14 protein-coding genes are annotated in these 17,579 nt (G+C 61.3%); 4 read left to right on the top strand and 10 right to left on the bottom strand.

Annotation, left to right across the window (positions count from 1 at the left end; genetic code table 11):
- Positions 1 to 1,068: 1,068 nt before the first annotated feature.
- The 9 genes from AC1DRE_RS17515 to AC1DRE_RS17475 all read right to left on the bottom strand — a co-directional run bounded on the left by AC1DRE_RS17515 (position 1,069) and on the right by AC1DRE_RS17475 (position 12,516).
- On the bottom strand, positions 1,069 to 1,866 hold the full coding sequence (locus AC1DRE_RS17515; RefSeq protein ID WP_476985793.1) for a putative hydro-lyase: 798 nt from the start codon (positions 1,864 to 1,866) through the stop codon (positions 1,069 to 1,071).
- The gene (locus tag AC1DRE_RS17510) at positions 1,863 to 2,762 is read right to left on the bottom strand and encodes a carcinine hydrolase/isopenicillin-N N-acyltransferase family protein (RefSeq protein ID WP_476985792.1); all 900 of its coding nucleotides are present in this window, start codon (positions 2,760 to 2,762) and stop codon (positions 1,863 to 1,865) included. The genes AC1DRE_RS17515 and AC1DRE_RS17510 overlap by 4 nt, the downstream gene beginning before the upstream one ends.
- Before the next feature lie 15 nt (positions 2,763 to 2,777).
- The gene (locus AC1DRE_RS17505; RefSeq protein ID WP_476985791.1) at positions 2,778 to 4,460 is read right to left on the bottom strand and encodes an ATP-binding cassette domain-containing protein; all 1,683 of its coding nucleotides are present in this window, start codon (positions 4,458 to 4,460) and stop codon (positions 2,778 to 2,780) included.
- Positions 4,457 to 5,350 carry an ABC transporter permease gene (locus tag AC1DRE_RS17500; RefSeq protein ID WP_476985790.1) on the bottom strand — a complete coding sequence of 298 codons (894 nt, stop codon included), beginning with the start codon at positions 5,348 to 5,350 and terminating at the stop codon, positions 4,457 to 4,459. The genes AC1DRE_RS17505 and AC1DRE_RS17500 overlap by 4 nt, the downstream gene beginning before the upstream one ends.
- Positions 5,347 to 6,351, bottom strand: a complete 1,005-nt coding sequence (locus AC1DRE_RS17495; protein WP_476985789.1) for an ABC transporter permease — start codon at positions 6,349 to 6,351, stop codon at positions 5,347 to 5,349. Before AC1DRE_RS17495 ends, AC1DRE_RS17500 begins: the two co-directional genes overlap by 4 nt.
- A 9-nt stretch (positions 6,352 to 6,360) precedes the next feature.
- Entirely contained in the window at positions 6,361 to 7,992 is a 1,632-nt protein-coding gene (locus tag AC1DRE_RS17490) for an ABC transporter substrate-binding protein (RefSeq protein ID WP_476985788.1), read from the bottom strand.
- Between the two features lie 1,551 nt (positions 7,993 to 9,543).
- Complete coding sequence (locus tag AC1DRE_RS17485) at positions 9,544 to 10,059, bottom strand: flavin reductase family protein (protein ID WP_476985787.1); 516 nt, start codon at positions 10,057 to 10,059, stop codon at positions 9,544 to 9,546.
- A 33-nt stretch (positions 10,060 to 10,092) separates the two neighbouring features.
- On the bottom strand, positions 10,093 to 11,427 hold the full coding sequence (locus AC1DRE_RS17480) for an NtaA/DmoA family FMN-dependent monooxygenase (protein WP_476985786.1): 1,335 nt from the start codon (positions 11,425 to 11,427) through the stop codon (positions 10,093 to 10,095).
- A gap of 354 nt (positions 11,428 to 11,781) precedes the next feature.
- Complete coding sequence (locus tag AC1DRE_RS17475; protein ID WP_476985785.1) at positions 11,782 to 12,516, bottom strand: NADPH-dependent F420 reductase; 735 nt, start codon at positions 12,514 to 12,516, stop codon at positions 11,782 to 11,784.
- A 164-nt stretch (positions 12,517 to 12,680) separates the two neighbouring features.
- On the opposite strand from AC1DRE_RS17475, the gene AC1DRE_RS17470 reads away from it, so the two are divergent.
- A complete protein-coding gene (locus AC1DRE_RS17470) occupies positions 12,681 to 13,001 on the top strand; it encodes an ArsR/SmtB family transcription factor (RefSeq protein ID WP_476985784.1) in 321 nt (106 codons plus the stop codon).
- A 202-nt stretch (positions 13,002 to 13,203) separates the two neighbouring features.
- On the opposite strand, the gene AC1DRE_RS17465 is transcribed toward AC1DRE_RS17470, so the two are convergent.
- Positions 13,204 to 13,905, bottom strand: coding sequence for a GntR family transcriptional regulator (locus AC1DRE_RS17465; RefSeq protein WP_476985783.1), 702 nt, complete (start codon positions 13,903 to 13,905; stop codon positions 13,204 to 13,206).
- A gap of 234 nt (positions 13,906 to 14,139) precedes the next feature.
- Between AC1DRE_RS17465 and AC1DRE_RS17460 the strand changes: the two genes are divergently transcribed.
- From AC1DRE_RS17460 to AC1DRE_RS17450, 3 genes are all read left to right on the top strand, one after another.
- Positions 14,140 to 15,306, top strand: a complete 1,167-nt coding sequence (locus AC1DRE_RS17460; RefSeq protein WP_476985782.1) for a mandelate racemase/muconate lactonizing enzyme family protein — start codon at positions 14,140 to 14,142, stop codon at positions 15,304 to 15,306.
- 93 nt (positions 15,307 to 15,399) lie between these two features.
- Positions 15,400 to 16,776: a cation:dicarboxylate symporter family transporter gene (locus tag AC1DRE_RS17455; protein WP_476985781.1), complete on the top strand. Its 1,377-nt coding sequence runs from the start codon at positions 15,400 to 15,402 to the stop codon at positions 16,774 to 16,776.
- A 114-nt stretch (positions 16,777 to 16,890) separates the two neighbouring features.
- Positions 16,891 to 17,579 (top strand): NAD(P)-dependent oxidoreductase (locus AC1DRE_RS17450; protein ID WP_476985780.1); only part of this gene is annotated, 689 nt, incomplete at its 3' end.

Below are 17,579 nucleotides of genomic sequence, written 5' to 3'. Positions count from 1 at the left end.
CGTTGCAACGACCCCTGACATCCGCCGCCCACGAAATGGCTCACCTTCGACCGGCGCGGACACCCCGGAAGAAGAGCCCGGATCCCACACACCTGGACTCTGTCGACGGATCGGACGCCGGCCATAGTAAACCCCAAAAACGTTCCCTGGTCGACGGAGGAAGGCCGCGATCGCACACACCTGCACTCTGTCGACGGATCCGACGCCACAGCCGCAGATTCAGCAAAAACGTTCCCGCTGAACCCGGAACGTCCAACGACACCGACGATAAAAGCCGCAAAGTCATGTCGCCTGAAACGGAGAACTTCATGAAGTGGTGAAGGCAGAACCATGAGGAAGGGACCAAAATGCGGGTCGAAAAGCCGCCCGTGCACAAAGGTGTGCACGAGGTGCACACCCCCTTTGGCCGGACAAACATGCGATGCGCGCACTCTGCCTGGCTCGCAGAGAGCAGCTATCCGAGGAAGACCCTCGAAGAACATTCGGCTTGGTCATGTCGTCACCACAACTCTTGGCCAAGAATGAGTGACGGCCGCATCTAAAGGGCTGGCAGCTCTGCTCAAATGTAACGTATTGGTCGAGTTATGACCTGACGTAACGACGGCTGAACTTCCCCCGTCGCCCATAGTTATCTTGACGGCACAGTCAACAGCCTGGGCAGTTGACCCTGCGGTCTCGTACTCGATTTCAAACTCCGTGATGAGTTTTTCGAGTCGATTCCGAACTTGGTGCGGCATATCTCATGGCCATCGGCGGGCAGTCCTATTGGCCGTCAGCGGGCATTTTCGTGGCCGCCTATAGTCAGTTTTTCATGGCTGCTAACAACAATCCGCCGATGGGGTCGGTTTCTGGCTCCCATCCGAGATCGGCGCGGATTCGGGCTCGGGCAGGTCAGAGTGCCGGCCTTGCTGCCGGAATCTTCCACGTTTGGTCCTGTTCGGGGGCCCTGTTGTCGGCCCGGCTAGGCGCGTTGCCAGCCTGCAGCGGGTGGCGCGTGGACGGGGCCGAAAGCTGCTCCCATGAGGCCTGCCAAGGGGCCATCCAAACCTGTCGGCGTCAGTGCGCCAGTCAGGATGGAGCATTCGTTCGGTAGCTGCTCTCCAGAACGTCGGTGATGAACATATGCCCGGGAGCGTGGCTAATGGCAAACTCTGGCTTGGAAGCCATGACCGCGCTCTGCGGCGTTACGCCGCAGGCCCAGAAGACCGGAACCTCGCCCGGGCGTATCTCCACAGCATCACCGAAGTCCGGGCGGTTGATGTCCACAATGCCGATCTTATCCGGAGAACCGACATGGATGGGCGCGCCGTGTACTTGCGGCACCTCACCCGTGACACGGGCGGCCGTCGCAACCAATTCCGGCAGCATCGGGCGCATTGAAACTACCATTGGGCCGTGTATCCGCCCGGCCGGGGTACAGTCGATGGTGGTGCGGTACATCGGAACGTTCCGACCCATCTCGACATGACGCAGTGGGATGCCTTCCTTGACCAACGCAGCCTCGAAGGTGAAGCTGCAACCGATGAGGATCCCGACCAGGTCATCGCGCCAGACTGAAGTAACGTCATCCGTCTCCCCAGTCAGCTCGCCGTTCTGCCAGACCCGGTAGGCGGGAATGTCGGTGCGGATGTCGGAACCAGCAGCCAGTGCGCTAGTAACTTCACCCGGCTGGATGACGTCAATAACCGGACAGGCCTGGGCATTGAGTGCACAGAACTCCAATACTTCTTCGGCGTAGTCAGCGGGGACCGCGATTAAGTTGGCTTGAGTGAAACCGTCGCTCCATCCGGCCGTGGGGGTGACTAGCCCCCTGCGAAATATTCCACGGGCTTTTGAGGGCGCCATGCGCGCGGGGAAGTTGGTCATGCTGCGAGTACCTTCGTTCCGTAGAGAGTTATTGTGCCATCTTCTGTGGTTAGCAGTCCTGTATGGTCCACCTTCGATACCTGGAACGGCAGGTACTCACCCCAGGAGTCTCGAATAAAACTTTCGTACCCGCGCGACGTGCCTGAGGGCCATCCGTAGCACCACCAAAGGGTGCCCTCAGCAGGGACGATGATCTCACTGGATATTGTTCCGCTTTCCTTGCCGTGAGCATCGACGGTCCGCGCCTCCTGGCTGTTGGCGTCTTCCTGGTCATCATTTTGGGCAAGGGCCGAATGCAGGGCCTGACGGACATCCTGTACTTCGAGGAGCGGCGTGGACTCCACGACGGCGGCCTGGCCGAGGCGTTCTTTGGAAAAGCTCTCTCCTACCCAAACGTCATCGTCGGGCTCTTGTCCCGCGAACCAGGAATTGGTGCAGGCGATGTTTTGCCCGGGTTCAATTGTTCTCCGGGTCGAGCGTTGACCATTAATGGTGACCACAACAACCCCCTTGCCATCGGCTATCAGATAGTTCCCGTCGTTTAGTGTGGAAGCCCGCTGTTGCAGCAATGAAACGAATTCCTCCGCCGAAGCCGCCTGGCCCAGTGCATCTCGGGTTCCCCGCCGGTCTACTAGCTTCCTGTATCCATTGGATTCCGACTTTGATGCGGGCACGTAGGAATAAGTGAAAGCGACTCCATGTGCATTCAGGCCCCTGGTCATCACCGAGTTCCAAGGGACCGCCTCTGCGGCCCTGTAGGTGGTCACTTCCGTTCCGACGAATGGATAGGCCCCTTCGGTTGATGCCAAGACCCGGCTGCCAACGAGATATGGATTGTCGCTGTTGCTGCCTAGTACCGGTCCGGCCGTGGATTGTGCGGCAAGGAGGGTGCACATTCGAGTTACCTGCTTTCAGCCCACGCGGCCCGGCAGGGCCGGGACGGTGACGGTCGGAAGTACCCCGATTCGGCTGGGGTCGGGCATCGCATCGAGAAGGGCCTGCGAATAGGGATTTCGCGGATTGCGGTAGAACTCTTCGGCGGGAGTTGCTTCCATTAGCCGTCCCTTGTACATCGTTATTACCGTGTCGGTCATGTCCCTCACCAGCGCGAGGTCGTGGGACACCATGATCAGCGTGAGGTTGTTTTCGTCCACGAGTTCCTGGAACAGAGACATGATGCGTTGCTGGTTGGTGACGTCCAGGGCGCTGACCGGCTCATCCGCGACAAGGATCTCCGGATTCGGCGCCAGCGCCCGCGCGATGGCGACGCGCTGGCGCTGGCCTCCGGAAAGATGGGTGGTGCGCAGTCCGAGAATGGTCCGGGGGAGGTGCACTCGATCGCACAGCTCGAGGACCGCAGACGGCGAAGCCTTCCGGTCTGCGACGCCCAGTGCCTCGAGGAGGAGCTCTTCGGCCGTGTAGCGGGGGTCCAGGCTTCGGCTGGCATCCTGAAATACCAGCTGGACTTTACGCCGGAACTCCCGTTCTGACGCCGGATTAAGCCTCGTCATGTCTTGACCTGCTACGGTGACGCGGCCAGCTGTCGGTTTTTCGAGGCCTACCAGCAGACGCGTCAACGTTGACTTGCCTGATCCGGATTCGCCGACGATAGCGGTGGTGCTGCCGCGCGGGATCTCAAAACTGACGTCACTTAGGGCGTGAACAACTGCTCCTCGACCGAAAATACCCCGAGTGCCGTACCGCTGGCTGGCGCCTTGAACGGAAATGGCAGCGGGTTCATTCGTCCGGGCTGCATTGAGGGGAGCGCGCAGAACGTGCGGCGACGAGAGGCGTGGCGAGGCATTGAGCAGCTCGATCGAGTAGGGGTGCTGCGGGTTCTCCAGGACCGGTGCAACGTCGCCCGATTCGACGATGAGCCCATGCTCCATGACGCTGACCTCGTCACAGAGTCCCGCCACGACGCCGAGGTTGTGCGTAACGAAGACAATACCGAGACCATCGTCGGCCAGCTGGCGCAGGAGACGGAGTACTCCTGCCTGAACTGTAGGATCCAGGGCGGTTGTAGGCTCGTCAGCGATCAGGAGACTGGGACGGTTGGCAAGTGCGAGGGCGATCATTGCCCGTTGGCGCATGCCACCGGACAACTGGTGCGGAAACCGGTTTGCCACCTTCTCTGGCTCAGGCAGTCGCGCCTGACCGAGCACCTCGAGCACCCTTGCCCGTGCGGATTCCTTGCCAACGCCATGATCCTGCAAGGAGTGGAAGATCTGCTTGCCTACGGTGAGCATCGGGTGGAAGCCGCTCAGCGGATCCTGCAGCACCATGGATACGACGGAGCCTCGGAGGCGGCGCTGTTCATTCGGGGCGAGATCCAGGATCGGTTGCCCCGCGACAAAGACCTCTCCACCCGTGCGCTCGATGCCCTGCGGCAGCATCCCGAGGCAACTCAGCCCGGTAAGCGTTTTGCCGCTGCCAGACTCACCGACAAGTCCCAGCACTCGACCGGGAGCGACCGAAAGTGAAACTCCCTTGACCAGGTCCCGGGCTCCCCGGGAGGCAGTTAGTCGGAGATCCTCGATTCTCAACACGTGCCTGCCCAGGTCCTCCCCCATTGGAGTGTGGAACTTGGTCATGATGTCCTCTCGGTTTGTCCGGTGGAAAGGGTGATTTCTTCGTTGGCAGCCGAACGTAGCCCAGCACCGGCGAGCCATTCCCTGACGGCCTCGCCGGTCAAGGCAAAGGAGACCACTGACAGGCACAGCACCAGACCCGGCATGAGGCTAATCCACCACTGGCCTGTGGCGACATAGTTGGCTCCCATGGAGATCACGTAGCCCCATTCGGGTGTGGGGGGACGGACACCGGCCCCTAGGAAGCTCAGTGCGGCGGTGAGGAGTACGGAGACACCCAGGCTGACCGAGATATTCGCCACTGCGCTGTCAACGGAATTGGGGAGGGCATGCCGCGTAAGTGTACGGATCGTTCCGAGGCCCAATATACGGCAGGATGCCACGAGACCTCCCTGCACTACTGAATGCAGGGATGAGCGGATCAGCCGGGCGAAAATCGGGGTGGTCACAAAGATAACTGCAGTAATCACGGCACCGGTTCCTCGACCAAAAATCGCCGTTAGTGCCAACGCAAAGACGGTTACTGGAATCGACTGGAAAACATCGAGGGCAGCATCGACGATCCGGGCGAGTACCCTCCAGATCCGGCCGCCAGCGGCGGAAAAACCACTGATGGAACCGAGCAGGAGTCCGAGGACGAACGAAGCGCCGACGCCAAGCAGGGCGATCGAGAGGTCCGTACGGAAGGCCGCGATGACGACTGAGAAGATGTCGAGACCAGATGCGTCGGTTCCGAAGGGGTGCGTGAAGCTGGGTTCCTGGAGGACATCCACCGTGGGCTTTTCCGGGTCGTAGGGAGCGATCCAGGGACCGATGACGGCAAGGACGACGGAGATGAAGGTGCCAACCACGCCTACCTTCCCCGCAAGTGTGGTGGGTATCAGGGTTTTCATGCTTTCCTCAATTGCGGATCGATTGCGGCGTGTAGAAGGTCGTTGGCGAGGTAGACCATGGCTGTAAACAGTCCGGCAATGAGAACGAAGCCCTGCACGCCCACGTAGTCGGAGCGGGTCACAGCTGCCACTGCATACTGTCCTACACCGCCCCAGGAGAAGACGGTTTCGACGAGGACGGCTCCGCCGACGAGAAAGACGGTGGTGGAGGCGAGCGTCGTGACCATAGTTGGCGACGTGAAACGCAGAATGTACCGAACACGTCGCCACGGAGAGATACCCCACGAGTCAGCGAAGCGGGCGAAATCCGAGCCGTTGACTTTCTCGGTCACTGCGGACATGATCCGGATGACAGGTGCCAGGTAGACAAAGATCAACGTGATGCAGGGCAAAATGAGATGTGCTATTGCGTTTGCGACAGCTGGTGGATCGCCGGCGATGGCGGCGTCGATCAGTCCGACGTTCGTTACCGGAGGGACGGTAATTCTCGCGTCCAGCTGGCCGCTCGGCGATGCGCCGATTCCGAGCTGCACGTAGAGCAGGGAGACCAGGCTGAGGCCAACCCAAAAATCGGGAACGACGCCAGCGAGAAACCCGTATCCGCTGACGACCTTGCGGGCGAGTCCCTGTGGCCGCCAGAGCAGCCACCCGACTAGCACTAGCGCCAGCAGGATGATCATGAGTAGGGAGAAGAACATCAGGAGCAGGGTTGCGGGTGCCCTCTGCACGAGGTCCTGGACGACGGGACTGTTGGTTTGGATGGAGGTGCCCCAGTCCCCTTGGAGGACACCGGAGACGTAGTGCCAGAACTGGACCCACAGAGGCTGGTCCAGTCCCATCGACTGGCGAATTCGCTCCACCTGCTCGGCTGTTGCCTGACCCCCGGCGAGGGCATAGGCAGGATCGCCTGGTATCAGTCGCGTGAGGAAAAAAACAAGGACGAGCAAGCCAAAGAGCTGGACGGGTAGTAGGGAAAGACGTCGGAGGAGGAAACGGCCCACGACACGGCCCTACTTCACGAGCTTGAGATCGGCGAAGCGGACCCCATTATTCGGATACCACGTGACGTTGGAGACGCGCTTTGAATGCGCGACGTGCCATCCGGGGTTGGCTAGGAGCACCCAGGGCTGCTCCTGCATCCAGATTTGCTGGGCGCGGCCAGCCTTCAGGTTACGGGCTGATGGCTCGGGTTCGACCAGCATCTCTTCGATTAGCGTGTCGAACTCTGCGTTCTTCCAGGACCCGACGTTGAGGTAAGACGTGGACTTCCAGTAGACACCGAGGGCATAGGCTGGGTCAGCGACGAAGGGCCAGAATGCGGCGAGATAGGCTTGACCCCCGCGCTTGTACAGCTTGTCGAAGTAACTCGACGCCGGCAATCCTTCGAGCAGCACGTTGATCCCGATTTGCTTGAGGGCGGCCGCAACGATGGGCGCTATCAGCGGATCTTCGTAGTTGTCGTTGGAAAAGGTCAACGTCAAGTTGAATCCGGACGCGCCGGCCTCCGCCATTAGGCTCTTGGCCTTGTCGAGGTTGGTCTTGTACTCGTTATACTTTGCGGTGTGGCCCGGGTAGTCCTCCGGAAGGGGGCTGTTCAAGCCGGTTGCCGTGCCTAGGTACACGCTGCTCAGGATGTCGGCGTAAGGCAAGGCGTAGGCGATTGCCTGGCGGATCCGGGGATCCTTCAAGTTCGGGTCGAGCGCGTTGAGCGGCATCACTTGGATCTTGTTCGACTTATAGGACGTGACGGTGAGCCCCGCCTTCTTGGCTGACTGCAGCTGGCTCGGGCTGAGGTTCATGGCGATGTCCGCTTCGCCCGACTGCAGCAACGCGAGCCGGTTCGCACTGGTCGGCACAGAGCGCCATACGACCTTGTCGAAGTCAGGCCTTGTCAAGGAATGCGGGTTGGCGGAGAGCGTGACCGTTTGGCCTTCTTGGAAAGCCGAAACGGTGTAAGCGCCGAAGCCGGCGGTGTTCTTGCCGAGCCAACCCTGCGCCCACGGATCGTCGGAGGTGGCGTGCTGCTTCGCGGCAACGGAGTCAAATAGTCCTGCATAGAGCTTGGCTGCGTCGACCTTAAAGAAGATGCTATTCGGCTTATCGAGGGCGAACCTGACTGTGCGCTCGTCCAGGGCGACTACTTGGTCAGCACTTGTGATTCCCATCGAGTTGGCCATGAACAGGCCGGTTTGCTTGAGGGCGAAGTTGCGTTGAAAGGACCAGACGACGTCGGCAGACTTCAACTTGTTGCCCAAATTCGAGACGATGTCGTCCCTGAGAGTAATGGTGATGGTTCGCTGATCAGCCGAGACGTCGATTGTCTCGGCAAATCCATTCTCAAGGCCGCCCTTTATTCCACTCGCAAGGATATCGGCGATGGAGGTGCCATTGACCTGCGTCTTGCCGAATGCCACGATGTCACCGCCATAGGTGTTTCCGACTATGTTTTCACCGGCCACGTTCGCACCGGCAGCGCTGTCGGTATCAAAGTTGGCCGGGAAATCGGAGCCGACATACACAAGAGTGGAACTGGAACCGCCGCCGGCCGTAGCCCCGCGCGACGAACAGGACGCGAACAACGGAGTCGCGCCAGCCAGAACACTCAGTGCAAGGAAGCCGCGCCTCGACAAATTAGTAGCCATTAGATCCATCCTCAGGATTTTGGGAGAGGGGACATGCCCAGACGGAAGCGGAAGCAGCCGTCTTTTTGCCCCATATTTATCTGAACCCGCAACCGGGAAGCAGCTGTTGTGGTTCTGTCGTTTTCCATGCCAACAGTGACACGCACCACGTGGCTTTTTCAGTCAGCCAGCAAAAGTCTGCACCGTTTGACGCTCTTGGCGATGGAATGCGCACCGAAGCTGCACTTTATGATCCTGGCGCGTCGAGGAGTGGACGGGAGTGAGTGGGCGCCGTGACACTGAGTGGAGATGAGGTCCCCCCGGGTCCTGTGAGCCTGATGCGTCAAGTCCTCAGTCTCCATATGACAGAGCAAGCAAACCAGAATTGCCCGGAAGAAAGTCCGGATCCCACACACCTGAACTCCGGCGACGGCTCGTACGCCAGCCATAGATAGACGTTTCCGGCTGACGGGAACGCCCAACGACACCGACGGTCTGGCCGCAAAGTCATGTCGCCTGAAACAGAGAACTTCATGAAGTAGCGAAGGGAGAACATGAGGAAGGGACCAAAATGCAGGTCGAAAAGCCGTCCGCGCACAAAGGTGTGCACAATGTGCACACCCCCTTTGGCCGGACAAACACGCGATGAGCGCACTCTGCCTGGTTCCCAGCGAGCAGCTATGCCAGGAAGATCCTCGAAGAACATTCGGCTTGGTCATGTCGTCATCACAACTCTTAACCATGAATGAGTGACGCCAAGAACTGGCCAGCGGAAGAGCAAGAAAGGATGGCACATAACCCTAGATTCCAGCAGGCGGAGGGGCCACCAGCCAGGCCCTCACCGCGCCACCCATACAGCTGAACAGGCGACCGCGGCGCCAGCACAGACCGGGAACACTGTCAGAGGGACCCCTCGAGGGACAATGTCCACACATTAAAGCAAAAACCCCTCTGACGAGGGGTTATGCGTGCCCGAGGTGGGACTCGAACTGCATTCTGGCCCCTGCAAACACTGGGTTCTCCCGGAAACATGCCGAATCCGGGCCAGACCGGCCCCGGTTCGACCCGGTCCGAAGCCCAGGGTGTGCACAATGTGCACACGCTCTTTTCCCCACTTCGATGCTCGATCCAACCGGCTCGCGCGCCCGCAGAGGCGCCGGAGTCCACTAACTCGGTTGATCCAGAACCAGTCCCGCGCGTTCTCGTATCGCCCTCCCCTTACCGGCTGGTCGGCTACGACGACATCCCAGAATGGCTAACACGCAAGGCAAAGCCAGGATGTGCCGGCTGAGGCCAGAACGACGAAAGGGTTCTTATCGGCCCAGCGGACTCATGCATCCAAGCAGGAGTCCCGCCCATCCTGCCCATTTTGTCCACGCTGGTGTTTAAGGTTTCACCCCTACTGCAGCCTGTGCAACCCGATCGGACTCCCATAAGGCTGAACTACAGCCAACTGACGTCAGGCTTTCACTCAAATTGTGAATCGCAGCGGTATTTGGCGTCGTTTTGTCAGCTGTAAATGACGGTGCCCGTCAGAGAACTTCAGAGTGACCTTGTCGGTGTAACCGGCTTTCATAAGTTGCTAATCGGGCGAAGCGCTCGGTACTGCCCTTCGAAGTACAACAGGGGTTCGGGAGGATAGCCGTCGGTTGCGCCCAGCTCAACAACCTGTCCGAGGACGACGATGTGGTCGCCGGCGTCGTGCTCGGCCCAGATCCGGCAGTCGAGCCATGCGACATTTCCGGCCAGCACCGGGTTCCCCTGCTCCGTCTCTCTCCACGAGATATTCGCCCATTTATCGGTTCCTCTGCGCGCAAACTGATTGGATGCTGTTTCCTGCCCAACGGACAGAATGTTGACCGCGAATTTCCCCGTAGCGTGGATTCGCGGGTAGGTGGTTGAGGTCTTCATGACGCTGAAGGAGATAAGCGGTGGATCGACCGAGACGCTGTAGAAGGACTGGCAGGTGAACCCGATCGGTCCATGGTCGTCGCGGCCGGTGATGATTGTAATCCCGGAGGCGTAGTGGCCGACGGCGCTTCTGAAGAGGGCCTGGTCAATGCCGTGATTGGTGGTGGTCGTCGTCATTTCTCTGCTCGTTCGTCGTGCGGGGTGGCCATATTATTCGGTGGGCTTGCCGAGCCGGGGATCGAGTCCGTACTGCGTGTGGGCACCGAGATGGTCCCGGAGGGTGGAGCCTTCATAGTCGCGGTGAAAGAGACCGCGTTCCTGCAGAAGCGGAACGACTTCGTCGACGAAGGTGTCGATTCCGTCCTCGTAGACGTCGATGGATACCCAGAATCCGTCGCAGGCACCCGCTTCGAACCATTCCTGAAGGTGGTCCGCTGTTGTTGAAGCAGGACCGACCGGTGTCGGGTGGTAGTCGATGACTCCGTGCGCCAGCACGTCGCGGATGGTCCACCCCTCGTTGGCGACCTCCAGGGCCCTGGCGGAGCGGGGATCGAACGGGCTGGCGTGGGCTGCGGCCAGTTGGTCGGGCGTCAGTGGTTCGTCGAGTTGGCTGGGGTCCAGGGTCAGTCCTAGCATGGATCCGAGGTACGGTACCCGTGCCGGGAAGACCCTTTCGCCCAGTGCGACGCGGCGGTCGAGCGCGGCTCGTTTGGTGGTGGCGATGGCCGGCATTACTCCGGCGAAGAATTTCACCTCATCGGGATTGCGTCCTGCCCGACGTGCCGCTTCGCGGATCGCCTCGCGCTGATTGCGTGCGTCCTCGATGGTAAACACCGCGCCGATGACTGCGCTGGCGTAGCGGCCGGCCAGTTCCAGCCCGTTTCCACCACCTCCGGCGGAGAATATGACCGGTTGGCCCTGCTCCGAGGGTGGGATGGGCAACGGTCCGCGGGAGGCGACGTGCTCGCCTTGCATGTTGATTGGTTGAATCTTCGCCGGGTCGACGAACCGTCCGGTCGTCGTGTCCTTGATCCAGGCGTCCTGCTGCCAGCTGCCCCATAACGCCTGGGTGATCTGGATGGTCTCGTGGGCGCGCTGGTAGCGCTGCGGTCGTGGGGCGATCTGCTGTCCGAAGTTGGCGGCAGATGTGGGGTCGCTGGTAGTCACCGCGTTCCAGCCGGCACGACCGTGGCTCATCACGTCCAGGGCCTTGAACTGGCGGGCGAGGTTGTAGGGCTCGTTGAAGGTCGTGGAGCCGGTAGCTACGAGGCCGATGCGCTCGGTCTGACGCGCGATGGCGGCTAATGTCATCATGGGTTCGAGGGTGAGCATGGGCGACTCGCGGTCCACGTCTCCCTGCAGGGCCAGGAAGTCAGGGAGGAACAAGAACGCGAACTTCCCGCGTTCAGCGGCTTGGGCGTAGCGCACCTGGGCGTCGAAGTCGGTGTAGTTGGAGGGGTCGACGCCGGGAGCACGCCAGGCGGATCCCTGCGATCCGTACCCGTTTCCGAGGTGCATGCCAAGGATCATTTGTGAGTTGGTCAATGTGTCTCTAGTCCGGCCTTCTATTGGCCTTAGGGATTGTCTTCCCACGCATTGGCTGTCGCACGTTCAGCGCGAGGGACGAAGGGGTAGCGGAAAGTGGTGGATGGTTCGTGGCGGGAAGGCGTGCGCCGTCCGGCGGTGACGACAATGGGGGCAGGTAGCAGCAGAACCATGGTGCGCGCCTGGGCAGTGCGGCCGTGCCGAGACCGGAGGGTGAGTCCGGAGAGGATGCCGCCGCCTGCGACGGCGGTGCGTGGTCGACTGCTGCGGGCCTGCGATGCTTTTAGGTATGTGGACTCGTCCCGGCCAAGCAGGCTCCGGGGCGACTACAGAGTGTTCAGCCGGTGGTAGTTGTCAGTGGTGCGCGGCGCGGTTGATCGCCACGGTATCCTCCAGTGACGGTGCTTCCGTGAGTGAGACGAAGTGCTCCATCAGTCGATCACGGGTGATAGGCGCTTTGTCCTTCTCTGCCGCGGCAAGAGCCTGGCCGAGTTCCCCAAGGTTAAGTTCGGTGCAGTAGGCAGGGGTGCCGGGTTGCTGGCGCCACGACTCGGCGAGGACGCCAGCATCGAACGGATCGAAGCCCGTATCGTCGACTAGCTGCATGACTATCCGGCGGGCCACGTCCGAATCGGCGGAGACTGGGATCGCGATGCGATCCGGTGCCCCAGCGGGGCGCCCCTTCATCTGCTGCGTTGCGGCAAGCGCTGCGTTCCACGCCTTCACGATTGGCCGGCCGAGCTGCTCCGCAGCCCAGACGCTCTCGACCTGACCGTTGTCGACTGACTCGACGGCGCCGTTCATAAAGGGGTAGTAGTTCGAGGTGTCGACGATCACTGTGTCATCCGCGGCCTTCGCGAGGTGGTCGGCGAGTTCGGGCTGCTTCGAGAAGGGGATCGACAAAATAATCACGTCCCTGTCCGCGATTGCGGCTTCCGGGTCCACTGTCTGGGCACCTGCAGCGAGTACCTCGGTGGCGACGACCTCGGGGCCGCGGGCGTCCACGACAAGAACGTCATGTGCGGCTTCGCTGAGCCGGCGTGCGAGGTTGCCACCGATGGCTCCGGCGCCGATTACGGAAATTTTCATGGGTGTGTCTCCTGTAGTACTGACTTACTCGCCTGACGTAGGCGAACAGCTGGTCACGCGATCGGGCATAATGTACGTGTTACTGCGTACATCAACCGTAGCCTATGTACGCAGTCATGTGTACATAGGCTACGGTACAACGATCGAAATTAGGGAGGAGGATCATGGCCAGTCGTTTGGCGAACCCACTGACCATTCCCGCGGAGGAAGATATCGATCTGTTCGAGGTCATGTCGGCGTTGACTGACCCTGTCCGACGGGCGATCGTGTACTCCATCGCCCGGGATCCTGGCAGAGCATGTAGCGGTTCTGACTACGGCGTTTCGAAGTCGGCGCTGACGCGCCATTGGCGCATTCTTCGGGAGACGGGCATCATCAAGCAGGAAGTGGAGGGTACCCGGCACCGAAACTGGCTCCGCCGTGACGAGCTCGACCGCCGATTCCCAGGTCTGGTGGCGCTCGTGCTCCAAGAGCACAAGCAGTAAACCTGAGCCACCGCGAGAGATCTTAGGCAGACCTGTCGCGGGTTGCAATGTCTATAAACGACCGTTGATGAGACAGTACGGCGACGTGGATTGGTCGCTCTTTGGCGGGCTTCTATGAGCTCTTTATGTCACGGGCTAAATAGCCGGTGCGGGACAAGCGCCGGCGGCCGGTTCCTGACGATCGGAGGGAAATCGGCGGATACTAGGCGGTTTCCTCCAGGGGCACTGACAGGACGTTCTCGCGTTCCTCCAGAGCTCCGGTGACCGAGGCTGTGAGACTGTTGGCGATGTGGGTCCGGGCGAGTTCGGCGGCGCCGGCGCCGTCCCTGGAAACGACGAGCTCAAGTATCTGGTGATGCTGGTTCAGGTCGATGGTCCGGGGCTCATCGCCCGAAGGAAGTTCCAGGCCAAGGCGGCGGTAGCGGTCCGACTTGTCCCACAGGTCATCCAGGAGCTTGATCATGACGTCGTTGTGCGAGGCAGCGTAGACGGCCCTGTGGAATTCCCGGTGCACCGTGATCGCGTCCTCGCCCCAGACCCGGGTGACAGGCAGGAGCTTCTCGGCTGCTGAGCGCATGGCTGCTATATCAGCGCCAGTCCGGCGGGAGGCTGCCAGCTCAGTCGCCGACGGCTCCAGAGAGAGACGGACCTCCAGCAGCTCACGAGCCTCCGAAGCACTCACGTCAGCCACGCGGGAGTCCCGGTGGGTGTCCATGATGATCAGGCCCTCGCTTGAGAGCCGGCGGATCGCTTCACGCAGAGGGGTGATGCTCATCTGCATGTTCTCGGCCAGTTCGTACTGGGAGACGCGCGAGCCCGGGGCCAGGCCAGCCGAGAGAATCAGCTGGCGGAGTTCGCTGTACGCCAGACTGCCCTTACTGGAAAAGACGTTCGTGGTGCTCATCCAACGCTCCGAATCTCTTACCGAGGTGTGCCCGGCTGCTCACAGTTTACCGTCCTGAAAGTATCTTATAAGAAATTCTCCGAAAGACTTGTGCCCCTCTTCACTCCTGAGCTAGCCTTTGATCCAAGATCTTATAAGATATTCGCCAGAGGGTCTCATGCCCTCAGCACCCTAGGACCAGCTTTGATCCCAGTCTTATAAGAAATAAGATACTCACTCAGGAGAGATTCAAAGATGAAAATCGTTTCCGCCCACGTCGGCACCATCCCCATCAGTTCCTCGATCAGGAACGCCTTCATTGACTTCACGAAGATGGACTGCACGATCATCGCGCTGGTCTCCGATGTGTTCGTCGACGGCAAGCCCCTGGTTGGCTATGGTTTCAACTCCAACGGGCGCTACAACGCCACGGGCATCCTGAAGGACCGCATCCTTCCCCGCATCATGGATGCCCCGTCCGAAGACCTTCTGGATGAGGACGGCCAGCTTTCGCCGGAGAAGGCGTGGGACCTGATGATGTCCAACGAGAAGCCCGGCGGCCATGGTGAGCGCTCGGTCGCCGTCGGCGTGGCCGACATGGCCCTGCACGATCTCGCCGCGAAGATCGCCGGCGTCCCGCTGTACCGGTGGATCTCGGATCACTACGGTGACGGCAACCCGGACAAGGACGTCTTCGTCTACGCCGCCGGCGGTTACTACGCACCAGGCAAGTCCTTGGAGGACCTGCAGAACGAAATGCGCGGCTTCCTGGCCAAGGGCTACAACGTGGTCAAGATGAAGATCGGCGGCGCCGACCTCGCCGAAGACCTTCGCCGCATCGAAGCCGTGATCGAGGTCCTCGACGGCGACGCTTCCCGCCTCATGGTGGACGTCAACGGCAAATTCGACCTCGAGACCGCGCTGGAATACGGCAAAGCCATCGACCAGTACGGGCTGTTCTGGTACGAGGAAGTCGGCGACCCGCTGGACTACGCCCTGAACGCGACCCTCTCCGAGCACTACAAAAACCCGATCGCCACCGGAGAGAACCTATTTTCCCTCCAGGACGCACGGAACCTGGTCCGCTACGGCGGGATGCGCCCGGACCGTGACTTCATCCAGGTCGACCCGGCCCTGAGCTACGGCCTGACCGAATACCGCCGGATCCAGGACATGCTCGCCCAGCACGGCTGGTCCTCACGCCGCTGCATCCCCCACGGCGGACACCAGTTCTCCCTGCACATCGCAGCAGCCCTCAAGCTCGGCGGAAACGAATCCTACCCGGGCGAGTTCCAGCCCACCGGCGGCTTCACCGACGACGCCGTCATCGTCAACAGCCGCGTGGCCCCGGGCGATCTGCCCGGCATCGGGCTCGAAGGCAAGGCCGAGTTCTACAAGGTCCTGCGCGCACTGCACAACTAACCACACCGGTAGTGCCCCGGTCCCGGGCAGCACCACTGCCCGGGACCGCACCTCCCCAACTTTCTCTGTCTGCCGTGCAAAGGAGCACCCAAGATGTTGTCCCACACCATGCAGAACCCGCATCATTCCGCCCACCCGCCCAAGCAGCGATCCCGGTTCGGCCGGCTGATGCGCGAACTCTGGTTCCAAGTCGTCCTGGGTGCAGTCCTGGGCATCGCCGTCGGCTTCCTCCTCCCCGAAGTCGGCAAGCAGCTCACGCCGCTCAGCGACTGGTTCATCGCCCTGGTGAAGATGATCGTCATTCCGGTGGTGTTCTGCGTTGTTTCCCTTGGCATCGCATCCATGGACAGCCTGCGCAAAGCCGGCCGCATCGGTGTGAAGGCCCTGGGCTACTTCCTGGCCCTGTCGCTGCTGTCGATGCTCATCGGCCTGGTTGTCGCCAACGTATTCCGCCCCGGCGAAGGCATGAACATCGATCCGTCACAGCTGGACTCCAGCAAGGTTCCCGCGGCCGCCAACAAGGGCTTCGACGGCCTCGAGTTCGTCAGCAACATCATCCCCGAATCACTGTTCGGCGCACTGACAGGCCACACCGTCATCGCCGCGCTGATGGTCTCCATCGTTTTCGGCGCTGCCATGAATGTCTCCGGTGAAGCCGGTGCCTTCCTGACCAAGGGCATCCAGGCCCTCTCCACGGTGATCTTCAAGATCGTCAACTGGGTCATGCGCCTCGCCCCCATCGGCACCTTCGGTGCACTGGCCGCCGTGGTGGCCAACTACGGCACCCAAAGCCTGCAGCAACTCGGTTACCTCGTCCTGCTGTTCACCGCGACCTGCATCCTCTACGTCCTCGTGGTCCTGGGCATTATCGCCCGTACCTGCGGACTGAACATCTTCACGGTCATGCGGTACTTCAAGGCCGAACTGCTGATCGCCCTGAGCACGTGCTCCAGCGAAGCGGTCCTTCCGCAGCTGATCAAGAAGCTCGAAGCCATGGGCGTCGGCAAGTCCACCGTCGGCATCGTGATCCCGTCCGGGTTCTCTTTCAACCTCGACGGATCCGCCGTCTACCTGACCATGGCTTCGGTGTTCCTGGCCCAGGCCGTCGGCATGGACCTGTCCTGGGAACAGCAGCTGGTCATGGTGGGCGTCATGATGCTCACCAGCAAGGGCACCGCGGGAATCGCCGGCGGCGCGTTCATTGTCCTGGCCAGCACACTCAGCTCCGTCGGGGGAATCCCGCTGGCCGCCCTCGCCCTCATCGTCGGCGTCGACCGGCTCCTGAACGAAGGCCGGGTGTTCATCAACGTCCTGGGCAACGTGATGGCAGCCGTCGTCGTCGGCAAATGGGAAAAGGACTACGACCCGGAACAGGCCCGCGAAGCCCTGCACGCCCATGGCCGGAAGAAGAACGAAATCGAAGCAAACACACCGGCCGCCCAGGAAGCGGAAAAGGTTGACGTCCACTAAAACCGCACCAGTCAGGGCCGCCGCAGCCCGCGGCGGCCCTGCCCGCGCGAACCGTAAACCGACAGCTGCTGACGGCACCGCATCCGTACCGAACACCAAGAGGAAACTACCCACATGGCCGCCCGCATCCTGATCACCACTGACTACCTCCACCCGGGAGATGCCGTTGACCAGCTCCTGCGCGACCACGGGCTGGCACCGGTCTACTCACCATCACGGGGGCTGCGGACCCTGGAGGAACGCCGTTCATTGTTCGACGGCGTCTCAGGGGCGATCCTCGCCAGCGAACCGGTCACCGCCGACATGCTCACCGGGTCCGCCTCCCTGCAAATCATCGCCCGCAGCGGCGTGGGGTACGACTCCATCGACATCCAGGCCGCGGCCGCACAAGGAATCAGGGTCTGCAACGCCCCCGGAACAAACCACCACTCCGTTGCTGAACTCACCATCGGGCTGATCATCATGGCCGCACGCCGCCTCGGCGAGGTCACCACCGCCGTCCGCCAAGGCCACTGGCCCCGGGACGCCGGCCACGAACTACGCGGTGCCACCCTGGGCATCATCGGCTACGGCCCCAGCGGACGCGCCACCGCAAACCTGGGAGCCGCCCTTGGCATGACCGTCCTGGTCAGCACCACCCACCCCGACTCCGATAACAACGCGGTCCGGTTCGCCGATCTCGACACCGTCATCCGCGACGCCGACTACCTCTCGCTGCACACCCGCGGAGGCCACGGCGCCGGCAAACTCATTAACGCGCCCCGGCTGCAAGCGATGAAGCCCACCGCAGTCCTCATTAACAC

Source organism: Arthrobacter sp. P4_H3 (assembly GCF_056400885.1).
Note: the sequence above shows the minus strand (reverse complement) of the source record. Positions and strands in the feature narration are given on the sequence as shown.

Excerpts from the sequence above, each read along its gene's own strand:
- AC1DRE_RS17510 (WP_476985792.1), bottom strand. The coding sequence starts at position 2,762 with ATGTGCACCCTCCTTGCCGCACAATCCACGGCCGGACCGGTACTAGGC.
- AC1DRE_RS17465 (WP_476985783.1), bottom strand. The coding sequence starts at position 13,905 with ATGAGCACCACGAACGTCTTTTCCAGTAAGGGCAGTCTGGCGTACAGC.
- AC1DRE_RS17455 (WP_476985781.1), top strand. The coding sequence starts at position 15,400 with ATGTTGTCCCACACCATGCAGAACCCGCATCATTCCGCCCACCCGCCC.
- AC1DRE_RS17485 (WP_476985787.1), bottom strand. The coding sequence starts at position 10,059 with ATGACGACGACCACCACCAATCACGGCATTGACCAGGCCCTCTTCAGA.
- AC1DRE_RS17475 (WP_476985785.1), bottom strand. The coding sequence starts at position 12,516 with ATGAAAATTTCCGTAATCGGCGCCGGAGCCATCGGTGGCAACCTCGCA.
- AC1DRE_RS17500 (WP_476985790.1), bottom strand. The coding sequence starts at position 5,350 with ATGAAAACCCTGATACCCACCACACTTGCGGGGAAGGTAGGCGTGGTT.
- AC1DRE_RS17460 (WP_476985782.1), top strand. The coding sequence starts at position 14,140 with ATGAAAATCGTTTCCGCCCACGTCGGCACCATCCCCATCAGTTCCTCG.
- AC1DRE_RS17505 (WP_476985791.1), bottom strand. The coding sequence starts at position 4,460 with ATGACCAAGTTCCACACTCCAATGGGGGAGGACCTGGGCAGGCACGTG.
- AC1DRE_RS17515 (WP_476985793.1), bottom strand. The coding sequence starts at position 1,866 with ATGACCAACTTCCCCGCGCGCATGGCGCCCTCAAAAGCCCGTGGAATA.
- AC1DRE_RS17470 (WP_476985784.1), top strand. The coding sequence starts at position 12,681 with ATGGCCAGTCGTTTGGCGAACCCACTGACCATTCCCGCGGAGGAAGAT.
- AC1DRE_RS17490 (WP_476985788.1), bottom strand. The coding sequence starts at position 7,992 with ATGGCTACTAATTTGTCGAGGCGCGGCTTCCTTGCACTGAGTGTTCTG.